Here is a 19,413-nt window from a genome sequence, read left to right as displayed (position 1 = left end):
TGGTGATGATGCGTATTACCCAGCTGGCGCGGCGGAGCGGTGTCCCTGCCACCAGCTGCGGCTCTACGTCGGATCTGGCCGAGTTCGTGGAGGCCGGACCGTTCCTGGAAGCGTTCCTCGTGTTGATCGTCATCCCACTGACGCTGGCGTGGCTCACCCCAGGTGTACCGCGCGCCGGGACCGGGCAGCGGGTCTCGGCGCGCGGTGAGCACCGGCGATGGCGCCGTTGATGGCTACGGTGCTGATCACCGTGGTGGCCTCGCAGGCGCCAAACTCGGTGACGGCCTGAGCCAGGTCGCGGCGGTGGTGCGGGCCGGAGTGCCCGCGTCGCCGGAAGGTGTGGCTGCGCAGCCCTCATCGCAGCCGCGGGCGCGAGTCATTGGCGGGACCAGATCAGTCCGAGGAGCCCGAGTCCGATGGGCGAATCCGAGCGGTTGGAGCCATGACAGGCTCACCAGCAGCGTGCCGCTGCTCAGTGCTACGGCCGCGATCAGCAGCGGGGCACCACCGCGCAACAGCCCAGGCAGCAGTGCCGCGGTCCCGATGCAAGCCCGCCAGCGGCGTGTCTAGGTCGCAGCAGCCACAACGGCCTCCCCCGCAGCTCGCCGAGCCACCGCTGCCTGGCGCTGGGTTCGGTGTCGATGGGACAGGGCAGCAGGGGGATTCGCTGCGCTCGAGCAGGTCTTCGCGTCCGGCCGCCAGCGCGGCGGCCAGGGTGTCGCCGGACCGCGGTGAGTTCGGCGAGCTCGGCATCGACCTCGGCGAGCTTGACACCCAGTCCCAGCCGCGGTGAACCCGCCGACGGTGAGCGGCTGCCGAGACGTGAGGGCTGTCGAGGGCGTTCATGTCCGGTCACCGTCCGGTACCTGGTCGATGCGGGTGCAGCACGTCAGGGCGGCGGCGTTGTCGGCCGCGAGCAACCGGGCGAGCAGCACCAGTTCGGCCACGCGCGGGTCTCCGACCGTGTACCGCAGCTTCTTGCCGTCGCGGCGCGCGACGATGTATCCGCAATCGGCCAGACACGACAGGTGCACCGACACCCGCGGCTGGGAGATGCCGGCGTGCGCGACGCAGTCGGCCGAGGTGCGTTCGCCGGCGAGGATGTATTCCAGCAGCTTCAACCGGGTCGGATCCGACAGGGCGCGAAAGAACTTCGCCGTCGTATCCAGATGTGTGCACGCCAGCTCGTCGCCGGGCACGGCGGTCGTGGACCGGGACATGGGGCACCTCCACACCACTTGAACTATTCGCTTAAGCGCATAGTATGAGCCCTGTAGGTATTCGTCAATGCGAATAGCAGCCGTTGGCTGGCGACGCGGTTGCTCAACCCCTCAGGAGGCAGGCGTGGCCACGACACAATCCCGTCCGGATCTGGCGATCGTCGGGTCCGGTTCGGCGGCGTTCGCCGCCGCTATCGCCGCGGTCGGCCACGGCAGGTCCGTGGTGATGATCGAGCGCGACACCGTCGGTGGCACCTGCGTGAACGTCGGGTGTGTGCCGTCGAAGACGTTGCTGGCCGCCGCGGAGGCCCGCCACGCCGCAGCCGCCGCCGACCGGTTTCCCGGCCTGGGTGCCGCTGCGGTGCCGCTGGATTTTCCGGGCCTGATCGCCGGTAAGGACGCGCTGGTCGCGCAGCTGCGGGCAAACAAGTACATCGAGCTGGCGGGCGAGTACGGGTGGGAGATCGTCTCCGGCACGGCAGTGTTCGACGGCACGAGTGCGGCGCCGGGGTTGCGGGTCGGAGCGAACGACGGCGGGACCCGGGTGATCGAGGCTGGCCATTACCTGATCGCGACCGGTGCGACGCCGTGGATCCCGCCGATCGACGGTCTGGTCGAGGCCGGGTATCTGACCTCGACCACCGCCATGGACCTGAAGCGGCTCCCGGAGTCGCTGATCGTGATCGGCGGCAACACTGTCGGGCTCGAACAAGCCCAGTTGTTCGCCCGCCTCGGCGCCCGGGTGACGGTGATCGAGGCCCTGGGGCGGCTGGCGCCGGGCGAGGAACCGGAAATCTCGGCCGCGATCGAGGCTGTCTTCGCCGATGAGCATATCGCCGTGTTGACCGCGGCCACCGTCGAGAAGGTCCTGGCCGGTGGCGGCCACAAGCTGGTGAGCGTGCGCACTCGGGCCGGGGTCAGCGAGCTGCGGGCCGAACACGTGTTGGTCGCGACCGGTCGCCGCCCGAACACCGCGGGGCTGGGCCTGGAGGCGGTCGGGGTCGGTGTCGACGGGCGCGGCGCGGTGATCGTCGATGACCGTCAGCGCACCGGCAATGCCCGGATCTGGGCGGCCGGGGACGTGGCCGGGGGCCCGCAGTTCGTGTATGTGGCCGCCGCGCAGGGAACGCTGGTGGCCGACAACGCGTTCGCCGACGCGGATCGGGTCCTGGACTACGCCACAGTGCCGCGGCTGACGTTCACCAGCCCCGCCATCGCCGCCGTGGGGCTCACCGAGGCCGAGGCGGTGACGGCCGGATACCGGTGCCGGTGCCGGACGCTGGCGTTGTCGAGTGTGGCGCGGGCGCTGGTCAATCGCGATACCCGTGGCCTGGCCAAGATCGTCGCCGACGCCGATACCGGCCGGATCTTGGGCGTGCACGCGCTGGCCGAGGGTGCCGGAGACCTGATCACCGCCGCCGGATACGCGATGACCGCGGGTATGACCGTCGACCGGCTCGCCCACAGCTGGGCGCCGTATCTGACCATGGCCGAAGCGTTGAAACTGACCGCCCAGACCTTCACCACCGACGTGACGAAACTGTCCTGCTGCGCAGGCTGACGATCTCCTCCAGGAAAGGCCGAGATGAACGGGCACATGACGATCGGCGTGTTGTCGGCGCGGACCGGGGTGAGGGTGAAGGCGTTGCGTGAATACACCGACCTCGGGCTCATCCACACCCTGGGGCGCAGCGCGGCCGGCTACCGCCTGTACACCGATGACGCACTGTGGTGTGTGCGGTTCATCGGCGAGCTGCGCGGGCTTGGGCTCACCATCGCCGAGATCTGCCAGCTCACCGATGACGCCGTCGATAGTGGAGACGGAGCGGTCGGCGCGCGTCTGGCCGAGCTACTGGAGCGGTCGCGACAGCGGCTGCACCGCCGGATCAGCGACGCCCAGCAGATCCTCGACCGCATCGACGACTTCACCAGCATCCACCGTGCGCGGTGGGCCGCCGACGATGTGTGCTGGACCGAGGTCCGTGCCGATGCCCGACGCGGGCTTGACTCTGCCCCCGGGCAGACCCTACCGTCATCGACATCGCACCCGACGCATTCTCGGAAAGGCTGACTCTCATGAGCACCGACTCCATTCCCGCCGACGTTTTCGCCACGATCGCACCAGCCGACCGTGACCGGGCGCTGCTGCGGGCCGCGCTGCGGCTGCTGGCCCACGGAGCGCCGGTCACCGTCACGGAGTTGGCGGCCGCAGCCGGTGTCGACGCCGGAGATCTCGAAGAGACACCGATCGGCGCCGACATCGAATACGACGAGCAGGGCCGGGTCCTCGGGTGGGGATTGACCCTGAATCCGACCCCGCACCGATTCACCGTCGCAGGCCATCAGCTCTACACCTGGTGTGCGCCCGACACGCTCGTCTTCCCCGCCGTGATCGGGGCGAGCGCACACGTCGAATCCGAGTGCCCGGTTACCGTCAGCGCCGTGCGATTGACCGTCGATCCAGTCACGGGAGTCACCGACCTGCAACCGGCCGCCGCGATGGTGGCCTTCGTCGACCCCGCCGGGATCCGGGGCGGGCAGGTCCGCGCCACCTGCTGCAATCCGCAGATGTTCCTGGCCACTCCCGACGCCGCCGAGCAGTGGCGATCCGAGCATCCTGGGATGACCGTGCTACCGGTCGCCGACGCCTACACCCAGCTCGCACGCCCACTGGCCGAGGCGCTCATCGACCCGGCCGGCGAGGCGCCGTGCTGCTGACTCAGAACAGGGTGTCGCGCACCCACAAGGGCCGGTACCCGGTCGGGCCGAGCTGGGCGAGTTCGGCGTCGATATCGGTCTTGAACGCGCCGAAGAAGACCTCCGATCACACCAAGAGGTCAAGCCGCGATCTCGAAGGACGCGTCCTGAGCGGGCCCGAACGCCTTGATCGGGTCGTAGTGCTGACCGGTTTGCAAGCAGTAGTGGAGCTGCCCGAGCAAGCGGTCGAAGAGGTGCCGAAGCGCAGCGGCGTGCCGATCGCCGCGGTCGCGTCCTCGGCGTTAATGGTCTTGGGGTGCGCCGGCTTTCGCCATCGCGGCGAACGCCCAAAGGAATCCTGCAGCGTTGAGTCGGTTGTTCTTCACCACGCGGCGGGTAATCGAGATGCTGCGCCCGGAGGCCCGCGTGATCAGCACAGAACCGGCGTAGGTCCTTCAGCGAACGGGCGTCGGTGAACCGCTCGCGGTCGTCGCCGATCTCGCCGAGCACCCGAGCGCCGGAGAGGTCAGCCAGGCCAGGAAAACTGGTGATCACCGCGTAGTCGGGGTACTGCTGGAATGCCTCGGTAGTGGCCTCGGTGAGCTGATCCACGGCGGCGCATTCAGCATCGACGCCACCCAGCAGCGCGAGGGCCTGGCGGCCGAAGGCATCCGCTGATCTACAGATCGAGAGTCAGGGTGGCGGTGCGCGCTCGAGATACGCACGGGTAGATGACTCCGGTGACGAGCGCTACTGACACGAGTGACGAATCCCCAGGTCGCCAACTGACATCCAAATGACGGATCTCAGGCCACGTGTTGCATCTGATGCAATATGCAGGGGCTTACTTGACATAAGATAGGGGCTTCACCGTAGGCGGCTTTGTAGGCGGCCGCGAACCGTGCCACATGAGCAAACCCATTGTCGTAGGCGACGTCTGCAACGGTGGCTGCGCCTCGAGTTCTGTCGGAACGGGTGGAGAGTGTCAGAGCGCCGCGGTCAGATCGTGGGGGTCAAGTGCGAGCGTCGACAGGGTGTAGAGCGAGTCCTTCTTTCGGATGGAAATGGGCATGTATGCGATTGAGTCGTTCGATCCACTCGATGCCGGTGAGTGAGTCTGGTCCGTGGTCGAATGGGCAGGTTCAGTCCTTGGACTGCGGTCGACATGAGTAGTGCGCGACTGTGTGGTGCCTAGGTGGTCTGGTCGTCGACTGTGGCGTCGCCGGCGTTGTGTTTGACCGACTCGATCCCGGTTCGCGCTGAGGCCTTCGACTCATATGCGTGGCTGGCGGCGATGATTTCGCCGTTGGCTGCTTCAGATGGAAACGGTTCTTGCCGGGCCTCGTCGGTGAACAGTTCGAACTTCGCGGCCATCGTTGGGGTTCCTTCCGGTCGGGAGTGCCGCAGTCACTACAAATCGAATATGCGCGACCGTGGGCTCGACTTCTCCCCTCGAGACCTGATCCGGTGCTGATTTGTCCCTGGCCTTGCGGTCCTGCACAACGCTGGATGTGCGGCGTCGGCGATGCCGGTATCTCATTCTTATTCATCGGTACCATCCGTCGTTAGGTGACGAATCCTGACACCAGCGGGCGCGGCGGTCACCACGCCTGCCGTTCACGTCTCTCGCCGAGTGTGCAGACCGAGTATGATCCAGGCGCCAGGTCTCGATGAGTCCGCAAAATCTGTAGACGATTGAGCGCGATGTCGAGATTGTGGATGGCGCGGTGATGGTTGGGCCCGCCAGAGACGTGTAGTGCCAAGCTGGATCTCTCCGCCGTGAGAGCGAGTCTTTCAGCCGCCCGCACTACTAATTTCCGGGGGGACACAGCTCCTCGCCCCTGGATAATTTCGGCCGCCCGCTCGACTTCGGGCCGATGGCGGCGAGTAGGTATTTTGCGCGGTGGGAGGTGTTGCGCGCTTCGCGGACGGCGTCGAAGGGGTACAGCTCATTCAGACGATATGTTGTGACGAGTGCGGTCAACAACTCGACGACCTCTGCTAGGTCTGCGTGGTCACCGGCTGCGTCGCGCGGTCGTCGCGCCCGGGTGTCGAGCCGAGCGCGTATTAACAGCCGGTGCCGATCGAGTTCAAGGGCGAGCAGTAGCCCCTGCAGGCGTGTGGTTGCGCGGCTCTGCTCAAGTGGGACCATTCGGATCAGCCTCAATCCTCAGTTGCCGCAGAATGTCGGTTTGCGTCGCTTGGTTGGTCGACGTGACAAGCCAGCGGCGCGCGTCCGAGAACTGGATCTGTGAGCTTTGCCCGCGAGGGTGGGGAAAGGTCCACGAGATCGAGGGTCATCAATCGCCTGAAACGCCCCGGGTTTGTCGGAGGCTCTCGAATCTGTGAAGGATGGAGAGCATGGCAGCACCACGGAAGTACAGCGTTGAGCTGAAGGAGCGGGCGACGCGGATGGCGGTGGAGGCCCGCAAGGACCCAGCCACGCGACCAGGGGCGCTCAAACGGATCGCCGATCAACTCGGTGTGCACCCGGAGGCGCTTCGCACCTGGGTCAAGCAGGCCGAGATCGATGGCGGGGACCGCCCGGGGACCACGACCAGCGAGGCTGAGCGGATCGCGCAGCTGGAACGGGAGAACCGGGAGTTGCGGCGGGCGAACACCATCTTGAAGCAGGCATCAGCTTTCTTTGCGGCGGAGATCGACCGCCCACAGCGTTGATCGTGGAGTTCGTCGCCGCTTTCCGCGACGAACACGGAGTCGATCCGATCTGCGCGGCCCTGCGCGACACGGCCGCCCAGATCGCTCCGTCCACAGTCCGAGCCCATCTGAGCTCTCGACGAGTCGAGGCGCCACGGGTGGTCCGTGACCGCGAGATCCTCGGTGAGATCCGCACCGTGCATGCCGACAATCTCGGCGTCTACGGTGCCCGCAAAGTCCACGCCGAACTACGCAGAAAGGGTATCGGCGTGGCCCGGTGCACCGTCGAGCGGTTGATGAAAGCTGATGGGCTGCAGGGGATAACGAGATCCAAGACGCGGAAGACCACGCACAGCGAGGGGGCCGAAACTCCGCAGCCGGCCGATCGTGTCGAACGGCAGTTCACCGCGGCGGCGCCCAACGCGCTGTGGGTGGCGGACCTGACCTACATCCGCACACACTCGGGGTGGGTGTATGCCGCGTTCATCCTCGACGTCTTCTCAAGGATGGTCGTGGGCTGGCAGGTCTCGACCACCATGCACACCGACCTCGCGCTCGACGCCTTGGATATGGGGTTGTGGGCGCGGTCGCGTGCCGGCCAGGGCGTGGCCGGGCTGATTCACCACTCCGACCGCGGAGTGCAGTATCGAGCCATCCGCTACACCGAACGTCTCGCCGAAGCAGACGCAGTGACTTCTGTTGGCTCCAAGGGTGATTCGTACGACAATGCGATGGCCGAGGCGTTCAACTCGTTGTTCAAGGCCGAGTGTATCCGTAACCCAGTCATGCGCCCTCGCGGTGGCTGGGGCGGTGTCGGCGAGGTCGAGATCGCCGTCGCCGAGTACATCGACTGGTTCAACCACCGCCGCCTGCACGGCGAGATCGGGCACGTCCCACCCGTCGAGTACGAGACCACCTACTGGTCGACCCACACAGTCACCAGCTACCGTGAGAACCCGGTCCCGGCAGTCGCTGGAACCAAGTAAACGAGCCCCCAGCAAACCCGGGGCGATTCAGATTGCTTCGAGACCCTCGTTCCCGGCGCCCACGCCCGATGGCCACAGAATACGAAGGTGGTTAGTAGAAGTGGGGTGTGATGCGGGTGTGCTGAGGAGATGGTTGGGCATGACTGACGGTGTCGAGGTGCGGCGTGCGGGTCGGTTCGGCCCGCGCGGTCCTGCCCGTACGATCTCCCGTGCGGTGGGTCTTGCTGTGGTGATGTTTGAGGCGGTGGCCGCGTTCTGGCTGGTGATGCTGCTCCGAACGTCGGATCTCGTGCCATCCGACCCCCGCTCAGGAGTCGGGCGCGGTGATCCGGTTGAGCTGCGGGTGCTGACCGCTGTGGATGTGCACGACTGGGTGTCGGCTCTGAGTGCTGCGGCCTTCGCTGCGGGTGTGGCCGGTGCGCTGGTGGCGCGTCTACTCCCAGCAGTCAAGGGGCGCGCGACCGGTTGAGTAGTCGGGCCTGGGCCTCGCCGGAGTTTCCCTTGTCGGAGGGTTTCTATGGCTTAGGCTTTGGTGCCGCCGCCGCGGGTGTGGCGAGGTTTAAGGGTGAGGTATTCGCTGAGCACTTCACGCTCGGCGGGTGTCACGGTCTGGGCGAAGTGCATCAGTACTGCCGCGGAGTCCCCGCTGGCGTCGAGGACCTGACGCAAGGTGCGTGAGGTGGCCTCTTCACGGGTCTGCATGGGGAAGTACCGGTAGGCGCGGCTGACTTTTTCTCGACCGACGAACCCTTTTTTGTGCAGGTTGGTGACGACGGTGAGCACTGTGGTGTAGGCCGGTTCGCGGTCGTGGAGTTCCTCGACTAGGTCGTGCACCGACATCGCCGCACCGGCTGACCACAGCACGTCCATCACTGCGCGTTCCAGTGAACCCAGCCCAGTCATTTTCACCCACCATCTCTAGATGCGGGTCAATCTTACGACGGACTACCTCAGTTAGTAGCTTGGTCCCGTTGGAGCGCATCGGCAGCGCCGCGACGCGTGCGGTGTTTGAAGGCCACGGAGAATTCGGTTCCAGGGGTGCTGCGGTGGATGTGACGTCGGGTGGTGGTCGGCAACGTGATGGTGAAGGTGGCTCCGTGTCCGGCTCCCAGGCTTTCGGCGAGCAAGGTGCCCCCATGGTCTTCGACGATAGAGCGGGCGATGGTGAGGCCGATTCCGCTGCCGCCGGCGTCTCTGGTGCGTGAGGAGTCGGTGCGGTAGAAGCGGTCGAAGATGTGTGGAAGGTGTTGAGGGGGAATGCCGTCACCGCAGTCGACGACGCTGATGCGCACCGCGTGTGCCGGGGCGGTGTCGGCTTTCACTACGACTCGCTGGCCCGGGGAGCTGTGTCGCAGCGCGTTGGTGAGCAGATTGAGCAGTACTTGGCTCATTCGTTCGGCGTCGACATGGATGTGTACGCGCGCGGCGGTGGTGACGATGCCCAGCGTGACTTCGGCGTCGGTGAACAGGTCGGCGGCTTCTTCGTAGGTCGCGATGAGCAGTTCGTTGACAGTGATCGTCGCCGGGTGGAGGGGCATCTGATGCTCGTCGGTGCTGGATACGGTCGCGATGTCCTCGGCGAGACGCTGCAGGCGGGTGGTGGCGGTGCGCACGACGTCAAAGGTCTGTGAGTCGGGAGCCCGGATTCCGTCTTCGATGGCGTCGGTGATCGCGCCGATGGTGGTCAGTGGGGTGCGCAGTTCGTGGGCAAGGTCTGACAGCATCCGCTTACGGATGTCGTCTTGTGAATCCAGCCGTTGTGCAAGTTGGTTGATAGCTCGGCTGAGCTGGGTGAACTCGGTGCCGAGCTGGCGATCGGGTACGCGCGTGCGGTAGTTGCCGGCGCCAATAGCCACGGCTGAGCGGGCGACACTGGCGACTGACTGTTGTACGCGGCGAGCCAGGAACCAGCTGACGGCCGTGGCCAGGATCGTCGAGGTGATCAATGCGGCAGACATTGAGACGACGATCGAGGAAGTGAACGCGGCTTCGACATGGTCGGCCTGAACTGACCCTGGCTCGAGGCGAGCTTGGCCGAGGTGGTCGTGGAAGGTGTGTGGAGCCACGAATAGTGCCACGATCGCGACGCTGATGCCGCCGCCGGCGATGACGATAGCTTGAGCGAGCATGAGCCGGGAGCCGAAGCTGCCGGGGATACGTAACCGTCGACGTTCATCGTTCATCGCTGGCTCCTCGAGGTTGGCCGTCACCCATCCGGTAGCCCACTCCGCGAACGGTGCGGATGAATCGGCCGGCTACGGCGCTGTCACCGAGTTTGCGGCGCAGACTGGCGACATGGACTTCGACGACGTGGGCATCGCCGACCCAGTCGGGTCCCCAGATTTCGGTGAGCAGTTGCTCTCGACTGAACACAACACCGGGCCGCCGCGTGAGCGCTTCGAGAACGTCGAACTCAGTCCGAGTCAGCTCCACGGGTGTGCTCTGCACCTGGACTTCACGACCCTGAGGGTCGAGGGTGAGCTCCCCTATCGTCCGCGGGTGCGACTCGCCGGTTGGGGTCGGCCGTGGTCGGCGCAGCATGGCGTCGATGCGCGCCATCAGCTCACGAGGGCGAAATGGTTTCGTGAGGTAGTCATCGGCCCCCACCGACAGGCCAACGACTGTGTCGACTTCGTCCGCGCGGGCCGTGACCATCACGATGTAGGCGTTGGTGAAGGTGCGTAACTGTCGACAGACCTCGACGCCATCGAGTGACGGCAAGCCCAGGTCGAGGATGACTACTGCCGGACTCGCCGTGCGTGCGGCGGCGACTCCCTCCTGGCCGTCGGGCGCAACGGTGACCGTGAATCCGCTGCGCTGCAGGTAGTCAGCAACGACTTCGGCAATGTCGGGCTCATCTTCGATCACCAGGGCGTGCAGACCGTGCGGTGGTCGGACCACCGGCATATGGAGGTCGTCGACGACGTTGCGATCTTGGGGCACGCTCCTATGGTGGCGGTGGTCTACACGATCATCCAACCTCGTGGGCGTTCTTGAGCAGATCTTGATCCACGCTGCCGATCAGCCTTGAGGTTCGGTGGGCAAGGTGGCGGTGTCGCCGGGTGGAACGTTACGACACAGTTCCCTCTCACACTGATGATCTGATTTCTGCCCGGCGGCGTCCTGTTCAACAACGCAGAGGATGCCCGTGTGACTGTCTCTTACAGCCTCACCACCAGTGATCCATTCGCCACTACCTTCCCCGCCGAAGCCGCGTCGCCCCGTGCTGGGCTGAGTCGTCAGCTGGTGGGCGGCACCCCGGTGTTGCGCATCGAGGAACCCTTCGCCGAGCACGGGCGCGGCTTCTGGGCCAAGCTGGAAGGCTTCAACCCCGGGGGTATGAAAGACCGGCCTGCGCTGCACATGGTGGAACGCGCCCGCGCCCGTGAAGAGCTGGCCCCGGGGGCGCGGATCATCGAATCAACTAGTGGGACACTGGGATTAGGCCTGGCATTAGCGGGCATCGTGTTCGGGCATCCGGTGACCTTGGTGACCGATCCGGGACTGGAACCGATCTTGCGGCAGATGCTCGCCGCCTACGGCGCCCAGGTCGATGTCGTCAGCGATCCCCATCCGGGCGGGGGTTGGCAACAAGCCCGCCGCGACCGCGTGCGCACCTTGCTCGAGCGTGACGAGGCTGGGTGGTGTCCCGACCAGTATTCCAATCCCGACAACGTGACCGGTTACAGCTCGTTGGGTGTGGAGTTGATCGCGCAGCTGCGACATATCGATGTGCTGGTGTGCTCGGTGGGCACCGGTGGGCACTCAGCCGGTGTGGCTCATACTCTGCGGCAGTTCAACCCTGAGCTGGAGGTTGTGGGCGTAGACACCATTGGCTCGACGATTTTCGGCCAGCCGGCACAGTCACGGATTATGCGGGGACTCGGCTCGAGTATCTACCCCCGTAACGTTGCCTATGACCAGTTCAGTGAGGTGCACTGGGTGGCGCCGGCCGAGGCAGTCTGGGCATGTCGCACCCTGGCCGCCACGCATTACGCCACCGGCGGCTGGAGCGTGGGCGCGGTGGCCCTGGTCTCGGGCTGGCTGGCGCGTACTCGTTCGGCCGATACGCGCATCGCGGCGGTGTTCCCCGATGGCCCCGCTCGCTACTACGGAACCATTTACAACGATGAGTACTGCCGCGCTCACGACCTGATCGGCGCCCCGGCGCCGCCCACTGAACCCCGCACCATCAGCGATCCGCTCACTCAGGTCGCGAGCAGCTGGACGCGGTGCCCTACCATCATCGACCCCACTTGCGTGCCGCACGCCGAGCCCACGAGCTGATCTATGCGACGCATCTACCGCAGTTTCCGCAGCTTCGATCGCCCCAGCCAAGTGCTGATGGTCAATCAGTTCACCATCAATCTCGGCTTCTACATGCTCATGCCCTACCTCGCCGCCTACCTCGCCGGCCCGCTGGCCCTGGCCGCATGGGCAGTGGGCCTGGTCCTGGGGATACGCAACTTCTCCCAACAGGGCATGTTCCTGATCGGGGGAACACTCGCTGACCGCTGGGGTTACAAACCGCTCATCATCGCCGGATGCCTGATGAGGGTCATCGGATTCGTCCTACTGGCCCTGGTCAGTTCGCTGCCGGCGATCCTGATCGCCTCGGCGGCAACGGGATTCGCCGGGGCGCTGTTCAACCCCGCCGTACGGGCCTACCTGGCCGCCGACGCCGGTGAGCGGCGCATCGAAGCATTCGCCGTGTTCAACGTCTTCTACCAGGCCGGGATCCTGCTCGGGCCGCTGGTCGGACTAGCCCTGACCGCCCTGGACTTCCGGCTCACCTCTCTCTGTGCGGCAGCAGTTTTCGCGGTCCTGACCCTCGTGCAGATCAAAGCGCTACCCGCAACAGCACCGGCCCCGAGCAGCACCTCAATCATTCAGGACTGGCGCAGCGTCGTCCGTAACCGGCGATTCCTGCTCTTCGCTGCGGCGATGGCCAGCTCTTACGTGCTGTCCTTCCAGGTCTACCTCGCCCTGCCCCTACATGCCGACCGCATAGCAGACAACCCCACCCTCGCCACCAGTGTTGTCACCGCAATGTTCGTGGTGACCGGTCTGGTGGCCATCGCCGGCCAGCTACGCATCACCACATGGTTCGGCAACCGCTGGGGCAGCACCGGCAGCCTGAGCGTGGGAATGACGCTGATGGCTGCAGCTTTCCTGCCCCTAGTCGCCAGCACCGCAACGCATCAGCGCAACATCGCCCTCAACATCGCCGCCCTGCTACTCACCGCAGCTCTGCTCGCCGCCGCCACCGCAGCAGTGTTCCCATTCGAAATGGACACGGTGGTGGGACTGGCCCGCGGCACGCTTGTCGCCACCCACTACGGGCTCTACAACACCATCGTCGGGATCGGGATTCTGCTCGGCAACGCCGCGACCGGGTGGCTGTTCAGCGCGGCCACCACCCGCGACATGCCCGAACTGGTGTGGATCGCTCTAGTCCTCACCGGCATGGCGGCGGCGTCTGCCCTGTTGCTGTTGCACCGCCGCGGATGGCTCAGTGTCGCCGCCCCCACCGAAGCTCAGCCCACCACAACCCATTGATTACCCTAGGGGGGTAAGGTATAACGGTGGTGTGGCGAGACGCCACAGCGACAGACCCCCTGAGGGTCGTTGGCACCACTGCTGTACCGAAAGGGCACATCTCATGAGCACATCGACAGTGATCGTCTCCGGAATGACGTGTGGGCACTGCGCGGCGTCGGTGCGTGAAGAAGTCGGCGCACTGGCCGGCGTAACTGACGTCGACGTCGACGTGGCCAGCGGGCGAGTCACCATCTCTAGCTCGGCCCCGATCGAGGCCGACGCGATCCGCGGCGCGATCGAAGAGGCCGGCTACCACCTGGCGCAGTAGCCGACGAGGGGCTGAAGTGTCTGCCCCACTGGCGACTTCAGCCTCTCCCGGGCGGCGTGGGTGTCGCCACCACCGATGACAGGAATCCAACGATGAATGTTCCAACCAAGCTCGGCGTCTTCGCCGCGGCCCTGCTGATAGTTTTCGCTGCGGCGTACGCCATCGCCGCTGGTGTCGCTCCCGACAGGGCGTCGACCTCCCCGGCTGAGTCCGCCCATGCCGATCACAATGCTGCACCACAGTCGCGAACATCCGCCTCGTCTCCGGGGGCCGATCAGGTTCGCGGAGTTTCGATGGCAGCAGCCGGCTTCATCCTGGGGAATGTGGTGGCACCCCATGCGTCCGGGGTGCAGGCTCCATTGAGCTTTGAGATCCTCGATGCCGCCGGGACCGCGGTCACCGACTTCGCCACCGAGCACGACAAGCAGCTGCACCTGATCGTCGTCCGCGCGGATGGCACCCACTTCCGACACGTGCACCCCACCCTCTCGCCCGAAGGGCGCTGGACGCTGCCCTGGCAGTGGGCGACGGGAGGCAGCTACCGGATCTACGCCGACTTCGTGCCCGCCGCCACCGGCCAACCCCTCACCCTCACCAGCACCGTCGAAGTCAGCGGTGACTACCAGCCGGCCCCACCCACCGCCGAATCACGACAGTCATCCGTCGACGGGTTCGACATCGAGCTGGCCGGTCATCTGCGCGCGGGCGCCGAGTCCGAACTGACCGTCACCGTGCGCCGAGCAGGACAACCGGTTACCACCCTGCAGCCGTATCTGGGCGCTTTCGGTCACTTGGTGGCCCTGCGTCAAGGCGACCTGGCCTACCTGCATGTTCACCCTGAGGGCGTGGCACCGACCGCCGGTCAACTAGCGGGACCACAGGTCCGCTTCGCCACCACCGCCCCCACCCCGGGCCGCTATCTGCTCTACCTCGACTTCCAGGTCGACGGCGCTGTGCACACCGCCACCTTCGTTCTCGATGCCCCCACCGGCACCCCTGCCCCGACACCTGACTCCACGGCCCCCTCGGCCGATCCGCACGCCGGACACTAACTCGCTGACCAGCGCCACCCCGGGGCATTGCGCCGAGGCATTCACCCACGAGGAACTCCCCCATGACCACCTCAGCTCCGATCCACCCACCTGCGGCCACCGCCGAGCAGACAGGCGCCGTCGATGTCGAACTCGCCGTGTCGGGCATGACGTGTGCATCGTGCGCGGCACGCATCGAACGCACACTGAACAAACTCGACGGAGTGAGCGCCTCGGTGAACTACGCCACCGAAAAAGCTCACGTCAGCGCACCCGCCGGTGTCGACCCACACCTGCTGATCGAGACCATCGAACAGGCCGGATACCACGCTGCGCTGCCCGCCACTCCCACCAAAGGTGCCGCCCCCGACGATGACCCTTCGGACGACGACGGGGAGCTCGTGGCCTTGCGTCACCGACTGATCGGTGCGGTGGTTCTCTCGGTACCGGTGATCGCGCTGGCAATGGTCCCGGCGTTGCAGTTCACCTACTGGCAGTGGGCGTCGTTGACGTTGGCCGCGCCAGTGATCGTGTGGGCGGCATGGCCGTTTCATCGCGCCGCGTTGCTCAACCTGCGCCACGGTGCGGCCACCATGGACACCCTCATCTCGGTCGGCACCACCGCGGCGCTGTTGTGGTCGTTGTATGCGTTGTTCTTCGGCACCGCCGGACAACCAGGCATGACCCACGGATTCACCCTGACGGTCAGCGCCTCTGACGGTGCAGGCAACATCTACCTCGAGGTCGCCGCGGGGGTCACGATGTTCGTCCTGGCCGGCCGATACTTCGAGAAGCGGTCCAAACGGCAAGCCGGTGCGGCGTTGCGGGCCTTGTTGGAGCTGGGCGCCAAAGACGTCACAGTGATCAGGGACGGCCACCAGCATCGGATCCCGATCGGCGAGCTCGCCATTGACGACGAGTTCAATGTGCGCCCCGGCGAGAAGATCGCCAGCGACGGTGTGGTGGTGTCCGGCACCTCGGCAGTCGATGCCAGCATGGTCACCGGCGAGTCGATGCCAGTCCAGGTCGCCCCCGCCGACACCGTGACCGGCGGGACAGTCAACGCCGGCGGGCACCTGCGGGTGCGGGCGACCCGCGTGGGAGCGGACACCCAACTCGCGCAAATGGCCGCGATGGTCGAACGCGCCCAGACCGGCAAAGCCCACGCCCAGCGACTGGCCGACCGGATCTCAAGCGTCTTCGTGCCGGTGGTCATCGCCGTCGCCATCGCAGTCCTCGGCGCGTGGATCGGCGCCGGCTATCCCCTGCAAGCGGCGTTCACCGCCGCGGTCGCTGTGCTGATCATCGCCTGCCCCTGCGCGCTGGGACTGGCCACCCCGACCGCACTGCTGGTCGGTACCGGCCGCGGAGCCCAACTCGGCATCGTGATCAAAGGCCCCGAAGTCCTGGAATCCACCCGAACCATCGACACCGTTGTCCTCGACAAAACCGGCACGGTCACCACGGGCCAGATGACACTCGTCCAGGTCACCACCTCCCCCACCACCACTCGCGCCGACGTGCTCGCCCTCGCTGGAGCGGTGGAAAATGCCTCCGAGCACCCCGTCGCGGCCGCCATCGCTGCTGGTGCAGCCGCCGAAGTCGGACAGCTCGACGAGGTCGAAGACTTCCGCAGCTTCGAAGGTCGAGGCGTGCGCGGCACGGTCCAGGGACGTGTGGTCACCGTCGGGCGTCCGACGCTGCTGGCCGAACACGGCATCGCCGTGGATGACCCCCACCTCAACGAGGCGCAGACCGCCGCCGAAGAAGCCGGACAGACCGCCGTACTCGTCGCCTGGGACGGCCGCGCCCATGCGGTCCTGGCGGTCGCCGATGCGATCAAACCCACCAGCGCACACGCCATCGCCCGGCTCGCCGCACTGGGTATGACGCCCATCCTGTTGACCGGCGACAACCAGACCGTCGCCGACACCGTCGCCGCTGAGGTCGGGATCGACACCGTCATCGCCAACGTCTTGCCGGCCGACAAAGCCGCCGTCATCACCGACCTGCAATCCGACGGCAAGGTTGTGGCCATGATCGGCGACGGCGTCAACGACGCCGCTGCCCTGGCCCACGCCGATCTCGGGCTGGCGATGGGCACCGGCACCGACGCCGCCATGCATGCCGCCGACATCACCCTGGTCCGCGGCGACCTCAACGCTGCCGCCGACGCGATCGCCTTGGCACGCACCACTCTGAAAACGATCAAAATGAACCTGTTCTGGGCATTCGCCTACAACGTCGCCGCGATACCGCTGGCCGCGCTGGGACTGCTCAACCCCATGCTGGCTGGGGCCGCCATGGCGTTGTCCAGCGTGTTCGTCGTCAGCAACAGCCTGCGGCTGCGCGCCTTCACCAGCCCGCCCCACTCATCGTCCACAGTTCCACCCACCAACCCCTCGACGTATACCCCCCAGGGGTATAAGGTAGCGGCATGAACGAGCACTCTTCCCCTGAGCACGTCGGTCACGACGCCGCCGATGAACGCCACCACGGCCAACTCGCCGCAGCGTCACACAACCACCACGATCACCATGCTGAGCGCGCCCGCGCAGACCATGATCACGCTGGGCATGGGGGGCATGGTGATCACGTCGGGCAGTTCCGGCGGCTGTTCTGGATCATGCTGGCCCTGGCTGTGCCGGTCGTGGCCTTTTCGCCCATGTTCGCGATGCTCATCGGCTATGACCTACCCGATGGTGAAGTGTTGAAGTGGGTCTCACCGGTGCTGGGTACGGTGATGTACTGCTGGGGTGGGCGGCCGTTCCTGGTAGGCGCCTCTGCAGAACTGCGGTCGCGCGCACCGGGAATGATGCTGTTGATCGCCTTGGCGATCACGGTGGCCTTCGTGGCGTCCTGGGGTGCGAGCATCGGTGTGTTGCACCACGAACTGGACTTCTGGTGGGAACTGGCCCTGCTCATCGTGATCATGCTGTTGGGGCATTGGATCGAGATGCGGTCGCTGGCCCAGACAACCTCGGCCCTGGACTCGCTGGCCGCGCTGCTGCCCGATGAGGCCGAACGCGTCGAGGGCGACCACATCACCACCGTTGCTCCCAGTGAGCTGCAGGTCGGAGATGTGGTGATCGTGCGCCCCGGGGCCAGCGTCCCGGCCGACGGTCGCGTCGTAGACGGCTCGGCCGAGCTCGATGAATCCATGGTCACCGGAGAATCGCGCACGGTGCGCCGCGGCATCGGCGATCAGGTGGTGGCCGGCACGGTGGCCACCGACTCGGGGCTGCGGGTCCAGATCACCGCCACCGGCGACGACACGGCGCTGGCCGGGATTCAGCGCCTGGTGGCAGACGCGCAGAACTCCACCTCCCGCGCCCAGCGGCTGGCCGATTCCGCCGCAGCGCTGCTGTTCTGGTTCGCGCTCGGCTCAGCGATCATCACCGCCATCGTGTGGACGGTCATCGGCCAACCCGACCAGGCGGTGATTCGAACCATCACCGTGCTGGTCATCGCCTGCCCGCACGCACTCGGCTTGGCTATCCCCCTGGTGGTGGCCATTGCCACAGAACGCGCCGCCCGCGGCGGCGTGCTGGTCAAAGACCGGTTGGCACTTGAGGCCATGCGCACTGTGGATGCGGTGCTGTTCGACAAGACCGGAACCCTGACCAAGGGTGAGCCCACCGTCATCGAGATCGCGGCCGCCGACGGCGTCGATGAGGACACCGTGCTCACCCTGGCCGCCAGCGCCGAAGCCGACAGCGAGCACCCGCTGGCGCGAGCAATTGTCGCAGCGGCCGGCGACCGCGCCCAGCCGGTTCCCGCGGCCACCGACTTCACCTCGTCACCGGCGGTCGGTGTGACCGCTCGCGTCGAGGGCGCCACAGTGCGGGTGGGCGGGCCCCGCATGCTCGAGGAACAGGGCCATCAGGAACTGGCCATCGCTGATCGCTGGCGCGCCGACGGCGCAATCATCCTGCATGTCACCCGCGACACTGAGCTGATCGGAGCTGTCAAACTCGCTGACGAGGTGCGCGGGGAATCCCGCCAAGCCGTCGAGGCGCTGCACGCCCGCGGGGTCGAGGTCGTGATGATCACCGGCGACGCCGAAGCAGTGGCGCACACCGTCGCTCACGACCTCGGTATCGACCGGGTGTTCGCCGGTGTACGCCCGGAAGACAAAGCCAGCAAGGTGGCCGAACTGCAGCACGAAGGACGCAAGGTGGCGATGGTGGGCGACGGCGTCAACGACGCCCCCGCCCTGGCCCAAGCCGATGTGGGCATCGCGATCGGGGCCGGCACCGACGTCGCGATCGCCTCGGCGGGGGTCATCCTCGCCAGCGACGACCCCCGCTCGGTGCTGTCGGTCATCGAGCTGTCGGACGCCAGCTACCGAAAAATGAAGCAGAACCTGTGGTGGGCAGCGGGATACAACCTGATCTCGGTACCGCTGGCCGCCGGAATTCTCGCGCCCATCGGGTTCGTCCTGCCGATGTCGGTCGGAGCGATCCTGATGTCAGCCTCGACGGTCGTGGTCGCACTCAACGCGCAACTGTTACGCCGACTCGACCTGCACCCAGGCGCGAGTACAGTGCGTGCACTGCAGCACAACCGACCGCGATCCACTGAGAAGGTGAGTCCATGACCGCTGCGTCCGCACCGGGACAATCCTCCACCCCGGAAGAATCCTCTGCCTCGGAACACTCTTCCCACGGTTACATCAGCGACAAGGGCAAATACCTGGCCCGCCTCAAGCGCATCGAGGGGCAATCCCGAGGTATCTATCGGATGGTCGACGAGGAGCAGTACTGCATCGACATCCTGACCCAGATTTCGGCGCTGACCAAGGCGCTGGAGGGGGTCGCGCTGGGTTTGCTCGACGACCATCTCACCCACTGTGTGCTCGATGCCGCCCACGCCGGCGGGGACGAGGCGCAGGAGAAGATCGCTGAAGCCTCGGCGGCCATCGCTCGCCTCGTTCGTTCCTGACCCACCAC

General features: G+C 66.2%; 17 protein-coding genes, 2 pseudogenes and 1 other annotated feature. Of the genes and pseudogenes, 13 read left to right on the top strand and 6 right to left on the bottom strand.

Translation table 11 applies throughout. The annotated features are described in order from the left end of the window. Positions 1-5: 5 nt before the first annotated feature. Positions 6-230, top strand: a complete 225-nt coding sequence (locus tag QAD21_RS12835) for a hypothetical protein (RefSeq protein ID WP_223374213.1) — start codon at positions 6-8, stop codon at positions 228-230. 612 nt (positions 231-842) lie between these two features. Here the strand turns inward: QAD21_RS12835 and QAD21_RS12830 are convergent. Next, positions 843-1,220 carry a metalloregulator ArsR/SmtB family transcription factor gene (locus QAD21_RS12830; RefSeq protein ID WP_005179587.1) on the bottom strand — a complete coding sequence of 126 codons (378 nt, stop codon included), beginning with the start codon at positions 1,218-1,220 and terminating at the stop codon, positions 843-845. A 124-nt stretch (positions 1,221-1,344) separates the two neighbouring features. On the opposite strand from QAD21_RS12830, the gene merA reads away from it, so the two are divergent. The 3 genes from merA to merB are packed head-to-tail and all read left to right on the top strand — an operon-like array spanning position 1,345 to position 3,938. Then, the gene (gene merA, locus QAD21_RS12825) at positions 1,345-2,781 is read left to right on the top strand and encodes a mercury(II) reductase (RefSeq protein WP_055476916.1); all 1,437 of its coding nucleotides are present in this window, start codon (positions 1,345-1,347) and stop codon (positions 2,779-2,781) included. Between the two features lie 24 nt (positions 2,782-2,805). Continuing rightward, positions 2,806-3,291, top strand: coding sequence for a MerR family transcriptional regulator (locus tag QAD21_RS12820; RefSeq protein WP_280359641.1), 486 nt, complete (start codon positions 2,806-2,808; stop codon positions 3,289-3,291). A 5-nt stretch (positions 3,292-3,296) separates the two neighbouring features. Beyond that, complete coding sequence (merB, locus tag QAD21_RS12815; RefSeq protein WP_005179592.1) at positions 3,297-3,938, top strand: organomercurial lyase MerB; 642 nt, start codon at positions 3,297-3,299, stop codon at positions 3,936-3,938. Positions 3,939-4,057: 119 nt separating this feature from the next. On the opposite strand, the pseudogene QAD21_RS12810 reads toward merB, so the two are convergent. Both QAD21_RS12810 and QAD21_RS12805 read right to left on the bottom strand, forming a co-directional pair. Then, positions 4,058-4,589 (bottom strand): annotated as a pseudogene (locus QAD21_RS12810) (transposase); the annotation flags it as partial. Between the two features lie 519 nt (positions 4,590-5,108). Further along, positions 5,109-5,291, bottom strand: a complete 183-nt coding sequence (locus QAD21_RS12805; RefSeq protein WP_055476917.1) for a DUF1508 domain-containing protein — start codon at positions 5,289-5,291, stop codon at positions 5,109-5,111. A gap of 987 nt (positions 5,292-6,278) precedes the next feature. On the opposite strand from QAD21_RS12805, the pseudogene QAD21_RS12800 reads away from it, so the two are divergent. Both QAD21_RS12800 and QAD21_RS12795 read left to right on the top strand, forming a co-directional pair. Then, positions 6,279-7,561, top strand: a pseudogene (locus tag QAD21_RS12800) (IS3 family transposase). Beyond that, positions 6,557-6,685 (top strand) — a sequence feature (AL1L pseudoknot). Its footprint overlaps the pseudogene before it by 129 nt. Before the next feature lie 139 nt (positions 7,562-7,700). Further along, the gene (locus tag QAD21_RS12795; RefSeq protein ID WP_005180014.1) at positions 7,701-8,030 is read left to right on the top strand and encodes a hypothetical protein; all 330 of its coding nucleotides are present in this window, start codon (positions 7,701-7,703) and stop codon (positions 8,028-8,030) included. 53 nt (positions 8,031-8,083) lie between these two features. Here the strand turns inward: QAD21_RS12795 and QAD21_RS12790 are convergent, their stop codons facing one another. Genes QAD21_RS12790 through QAD21_RS12780 form a run of 3 tightly spaced genes read right to left on the bottom strand, consistent with a single transcriptional unit; the run spans position 8,084 to position 10,468 of the window. Continuing rightward, positions 8,084-8,464 carry a BlaI/MecI/CopY family transcriptional regulator gene (locus QAD21_RS12790; protein ID WP_005180013.1) on the bottom strand — a complete coding sequence of 127 codons (381 nt, stop codon included), beginning with the start codon at positions 8,462-8,464 and terminating at the stop codon, positions 8,084-8,086. A 47-nt stretch (positions 8,465-8,511) separates the two neighbouring features. Beyond that, on the bottom strand, positions 8,512-9,744 hold the full coding sequence (locus QAD21_RS12785) for an ATP-binding protein (RefSeq protein ID WP_055477340.1): 1,233 nt from the start codon (positions 9,742-9,744) through the stop codon (positions 8,512-8,514). Then, positions 9,734-10,468: a response regulator transcription factor gene (locus QAD21_RS12780; protein WP_055477338.1), complete on the bottom strand. Its 735-nt coding sequence runs from the start codon at positions 10,466-10,468 to the stop codon at positions 9,734-9,736. Before QAD21_RS12780 ends, QAD21_RS12785 begins: the two co-directional genes overlap by 11 nt. A 243-nt stretch (positions 10,469-10,711) precedes the next feature. On the opposite strand from QAD21_RS12780, the gene QAD21_RS12775 reads away from it, so the two are divergent. The 7 genes from QAD21_RS12775 (at position 10,712) to QAD21_RS12745 (ending at position 19,405) form a co-directional block, all read left to right on the top strand. After that, positions 10,712-11,848 (top strand): PLP-dependent cysteine synthase family protein, encoded by a 1,137-nt coding sequence (locus tag QAD21_RS12775; RefSeq protein WP_165630007.1) that lies wholly within the window; start codon positions 10,712-10,714, stop codon positions 11,846-11,848. Positions 11,849-11,851: 3 nt separating this feature from the next. Continuing rightward, positions 11,852-13,120, top strand: coding sequence for an MFS transporter (locus tag QAD21_RS12770; protein WP_055477279.1), 1,269 nt, complete (start codon positions 11,852-11,854; stop codon positions 13,118-13,120). Positions 13,121-13,223: 103 nt separating this feature from the next. Then, positions 13,224-13,430 carry a heavy metal-associated domain-containing protein gene (locus QAD21_RS12765; protein ID WP_005195294.1) on the top strand — a complete coding sequence of 69 codons (207 nt, stop codon included), beginning with the start codon at positions 13,224-13,226 and terminating at the stop codon, positions 13,428-13,430. A 92-nt stretch (positions 13,431-13,522) separates the two neighbouring features. Beyond that, a complete protein-coding gene (locus tag QAD21_RS12760; protein WP_007239618.1) occupies positions 13,523-14,482 on the top strand; it encodes a hypothetical protein in 960 nt (319 codons plus the stop codon). Between the two features lie 62 nt (positions 14,483-14,544). Then, a complete protein-coding gene (locus QAD21_RS12755; RefSeq protein WP_055477280.1) occupies positions 14,545-16,902 on the top strand; it encodes a heavy metal translocating P-type ATPase in 2,358 nt (785 codons plus the stop codon). Beyond that, the gene (locus QAD21_RS12750; protein ID WP_055477281.1) at positions 16,899-19,061 is read left to right on the top strand and encodes a heavy metal translocating P-type ATPase; all 2,163 of its coding nucleotides are present in this window, start codon (positions 16,899-16,901) and stop codon (positions 19,059-19,061) included. Before QAD21_RS12755 ends, QAD21_RS12750 begins: the two co-directional genes overlap by 4 nt. Then, positions 19,058-19,405, top strand: a complete 348-nt coding sequence (locus tag QAD21_RS12745) for a metal-sensitive transcriptional regulator (RefSeq protein WP_005195356.1) — start codon at positions 19,058-19,060, stop codon at positions 19,403-19,405. The genes QAD21_RS12750 and QAD21_RS12745 overlap by 4 nt, the downstream gene beginning before the upstream one ends. Positions 19,406-19,413: the final 8 nt, after the last annotated feature.

It is taken from the genome of Gordonia sp. SMJS1 (assembly GCF_029866425.1).
Classification (GTDB): Bacteria; Actinomycetota; Actinomycetes; order Mycobacteriales; family Mycobacteriaceae; genus Gordonia; species Gordonia hongkongensis.
This window is presented reverse-complemented; position numbering and strand designations above follow the sequence as displayed.

Excerpts from the sequence above, each read along its gene's own strand:
- QAD21_RS12835 (WP_223374213.1), top strand. The coding sequence starts at position 6 with ATGATGCGTATTACCCAGCTGGCGCGGCGGAGCGGTGTCCCTGCCACC.
- QAD21_RS12830 (WP_005179587.1), bottom strand. The coding sequence starts at position 1,220 with ATGTCCCGGTCCACGACCGCCGTGCCCGGCGACGAGCTGGCGTGCACA.
- QAD21_RS12820 (WP_280359641.1), top strand. The coding sequence starts at position 2,806 with ATGAACGGGCACATGACGATCGGCGTGTTGTCGGCGCGGACCGGGGTG.
- merB (WP_005179592.1), top strand. The coding sequence starts at position 3,297 with ATGAGCACCGACTCCATTCCCGCCGACGTTTTCGCCACGATCGCACCA.
- QAD21_RS12805 (WP_055476917.1), bottom strand. The coding sequence starts at position 5,291 with ATGGCCGCGAAGTTCGAACTGTTCACCGACGAGGCCCGGCAAGAACCG.
- QAD21_RS12795 (WP_005180014.1), top strand. The coding sequence starts at position 7,701 with ATGACTGACGGTGTCGAGGTGCGGCGTGCGGGTCGGTTCGGCCCGCGC.
- QAD21_RS12790 (WP_005180013.1), bottom strand. The coding sequence starts at position 8,464 with ATGACTGGGCTGGGTTCACTGGAACGCGCAGTGATGGACGTGCTGTGG.
- QAD21_RS12785 (WP_055477340.1), bottom strand. The coding sequence starts at position 9,744 with ATGAACGATGAACGTCGACGGTTACGTATCCCCGGCAGCTTCGGCTCC.
- QAD21_RS12780 (WP_055477338.1), bottom strand. The coding sequence starts at position 10,468 with ATGCCGGTGGTCCGACCACCGCACGGTCTGCACGCCCTGGTGATCGAA.
- QAD21_RS12770 (WP_055477279.1), top strand. The coding sequence starts at position 11,852 with ATGCGACGCATCTACCGCAGTTTCCGCAGCTTCGATCGCCCCAGCCAA.
- QAD21_RS12765 (WP_005195294.1), top strand. The coding sequence starts at position 13,224 with ATGAGCACATCGACAGTGATCGTCTCCGGAATGACGTGTGGGCACTGC.
- QAD21_RS12760 (WP_007239618.1), top strand. The coding sequence starts at position 13,523 with ATGAATGTTCCAACCAAGCTCGGCGTCTTCGCCGCGGCCCTGCTGATA.
- QAD21_RS12755 (WP_055477280.1), top strand. The coding sequence starts at position 14,545 with ATGACCACCTCAGCTCCGATCCACCCACCTGCGGCCACCGCCGAGCAG.
- QAD21_RS12750 (WP_055477281.1), top strand. The coding sequence starts at position 16,899 with ATGAACGAGCACTCTTCCCCTGAGCACGTCGGTCACGACGCCGCCGAT.
- QAD21_RS12745 (WP_005195356.1), top strand. The coding sequence starts at position 19,058 with ATGACCGCTGCGTCCGCACCGGGACAATCCTCCACCCCGGAAGAATCC.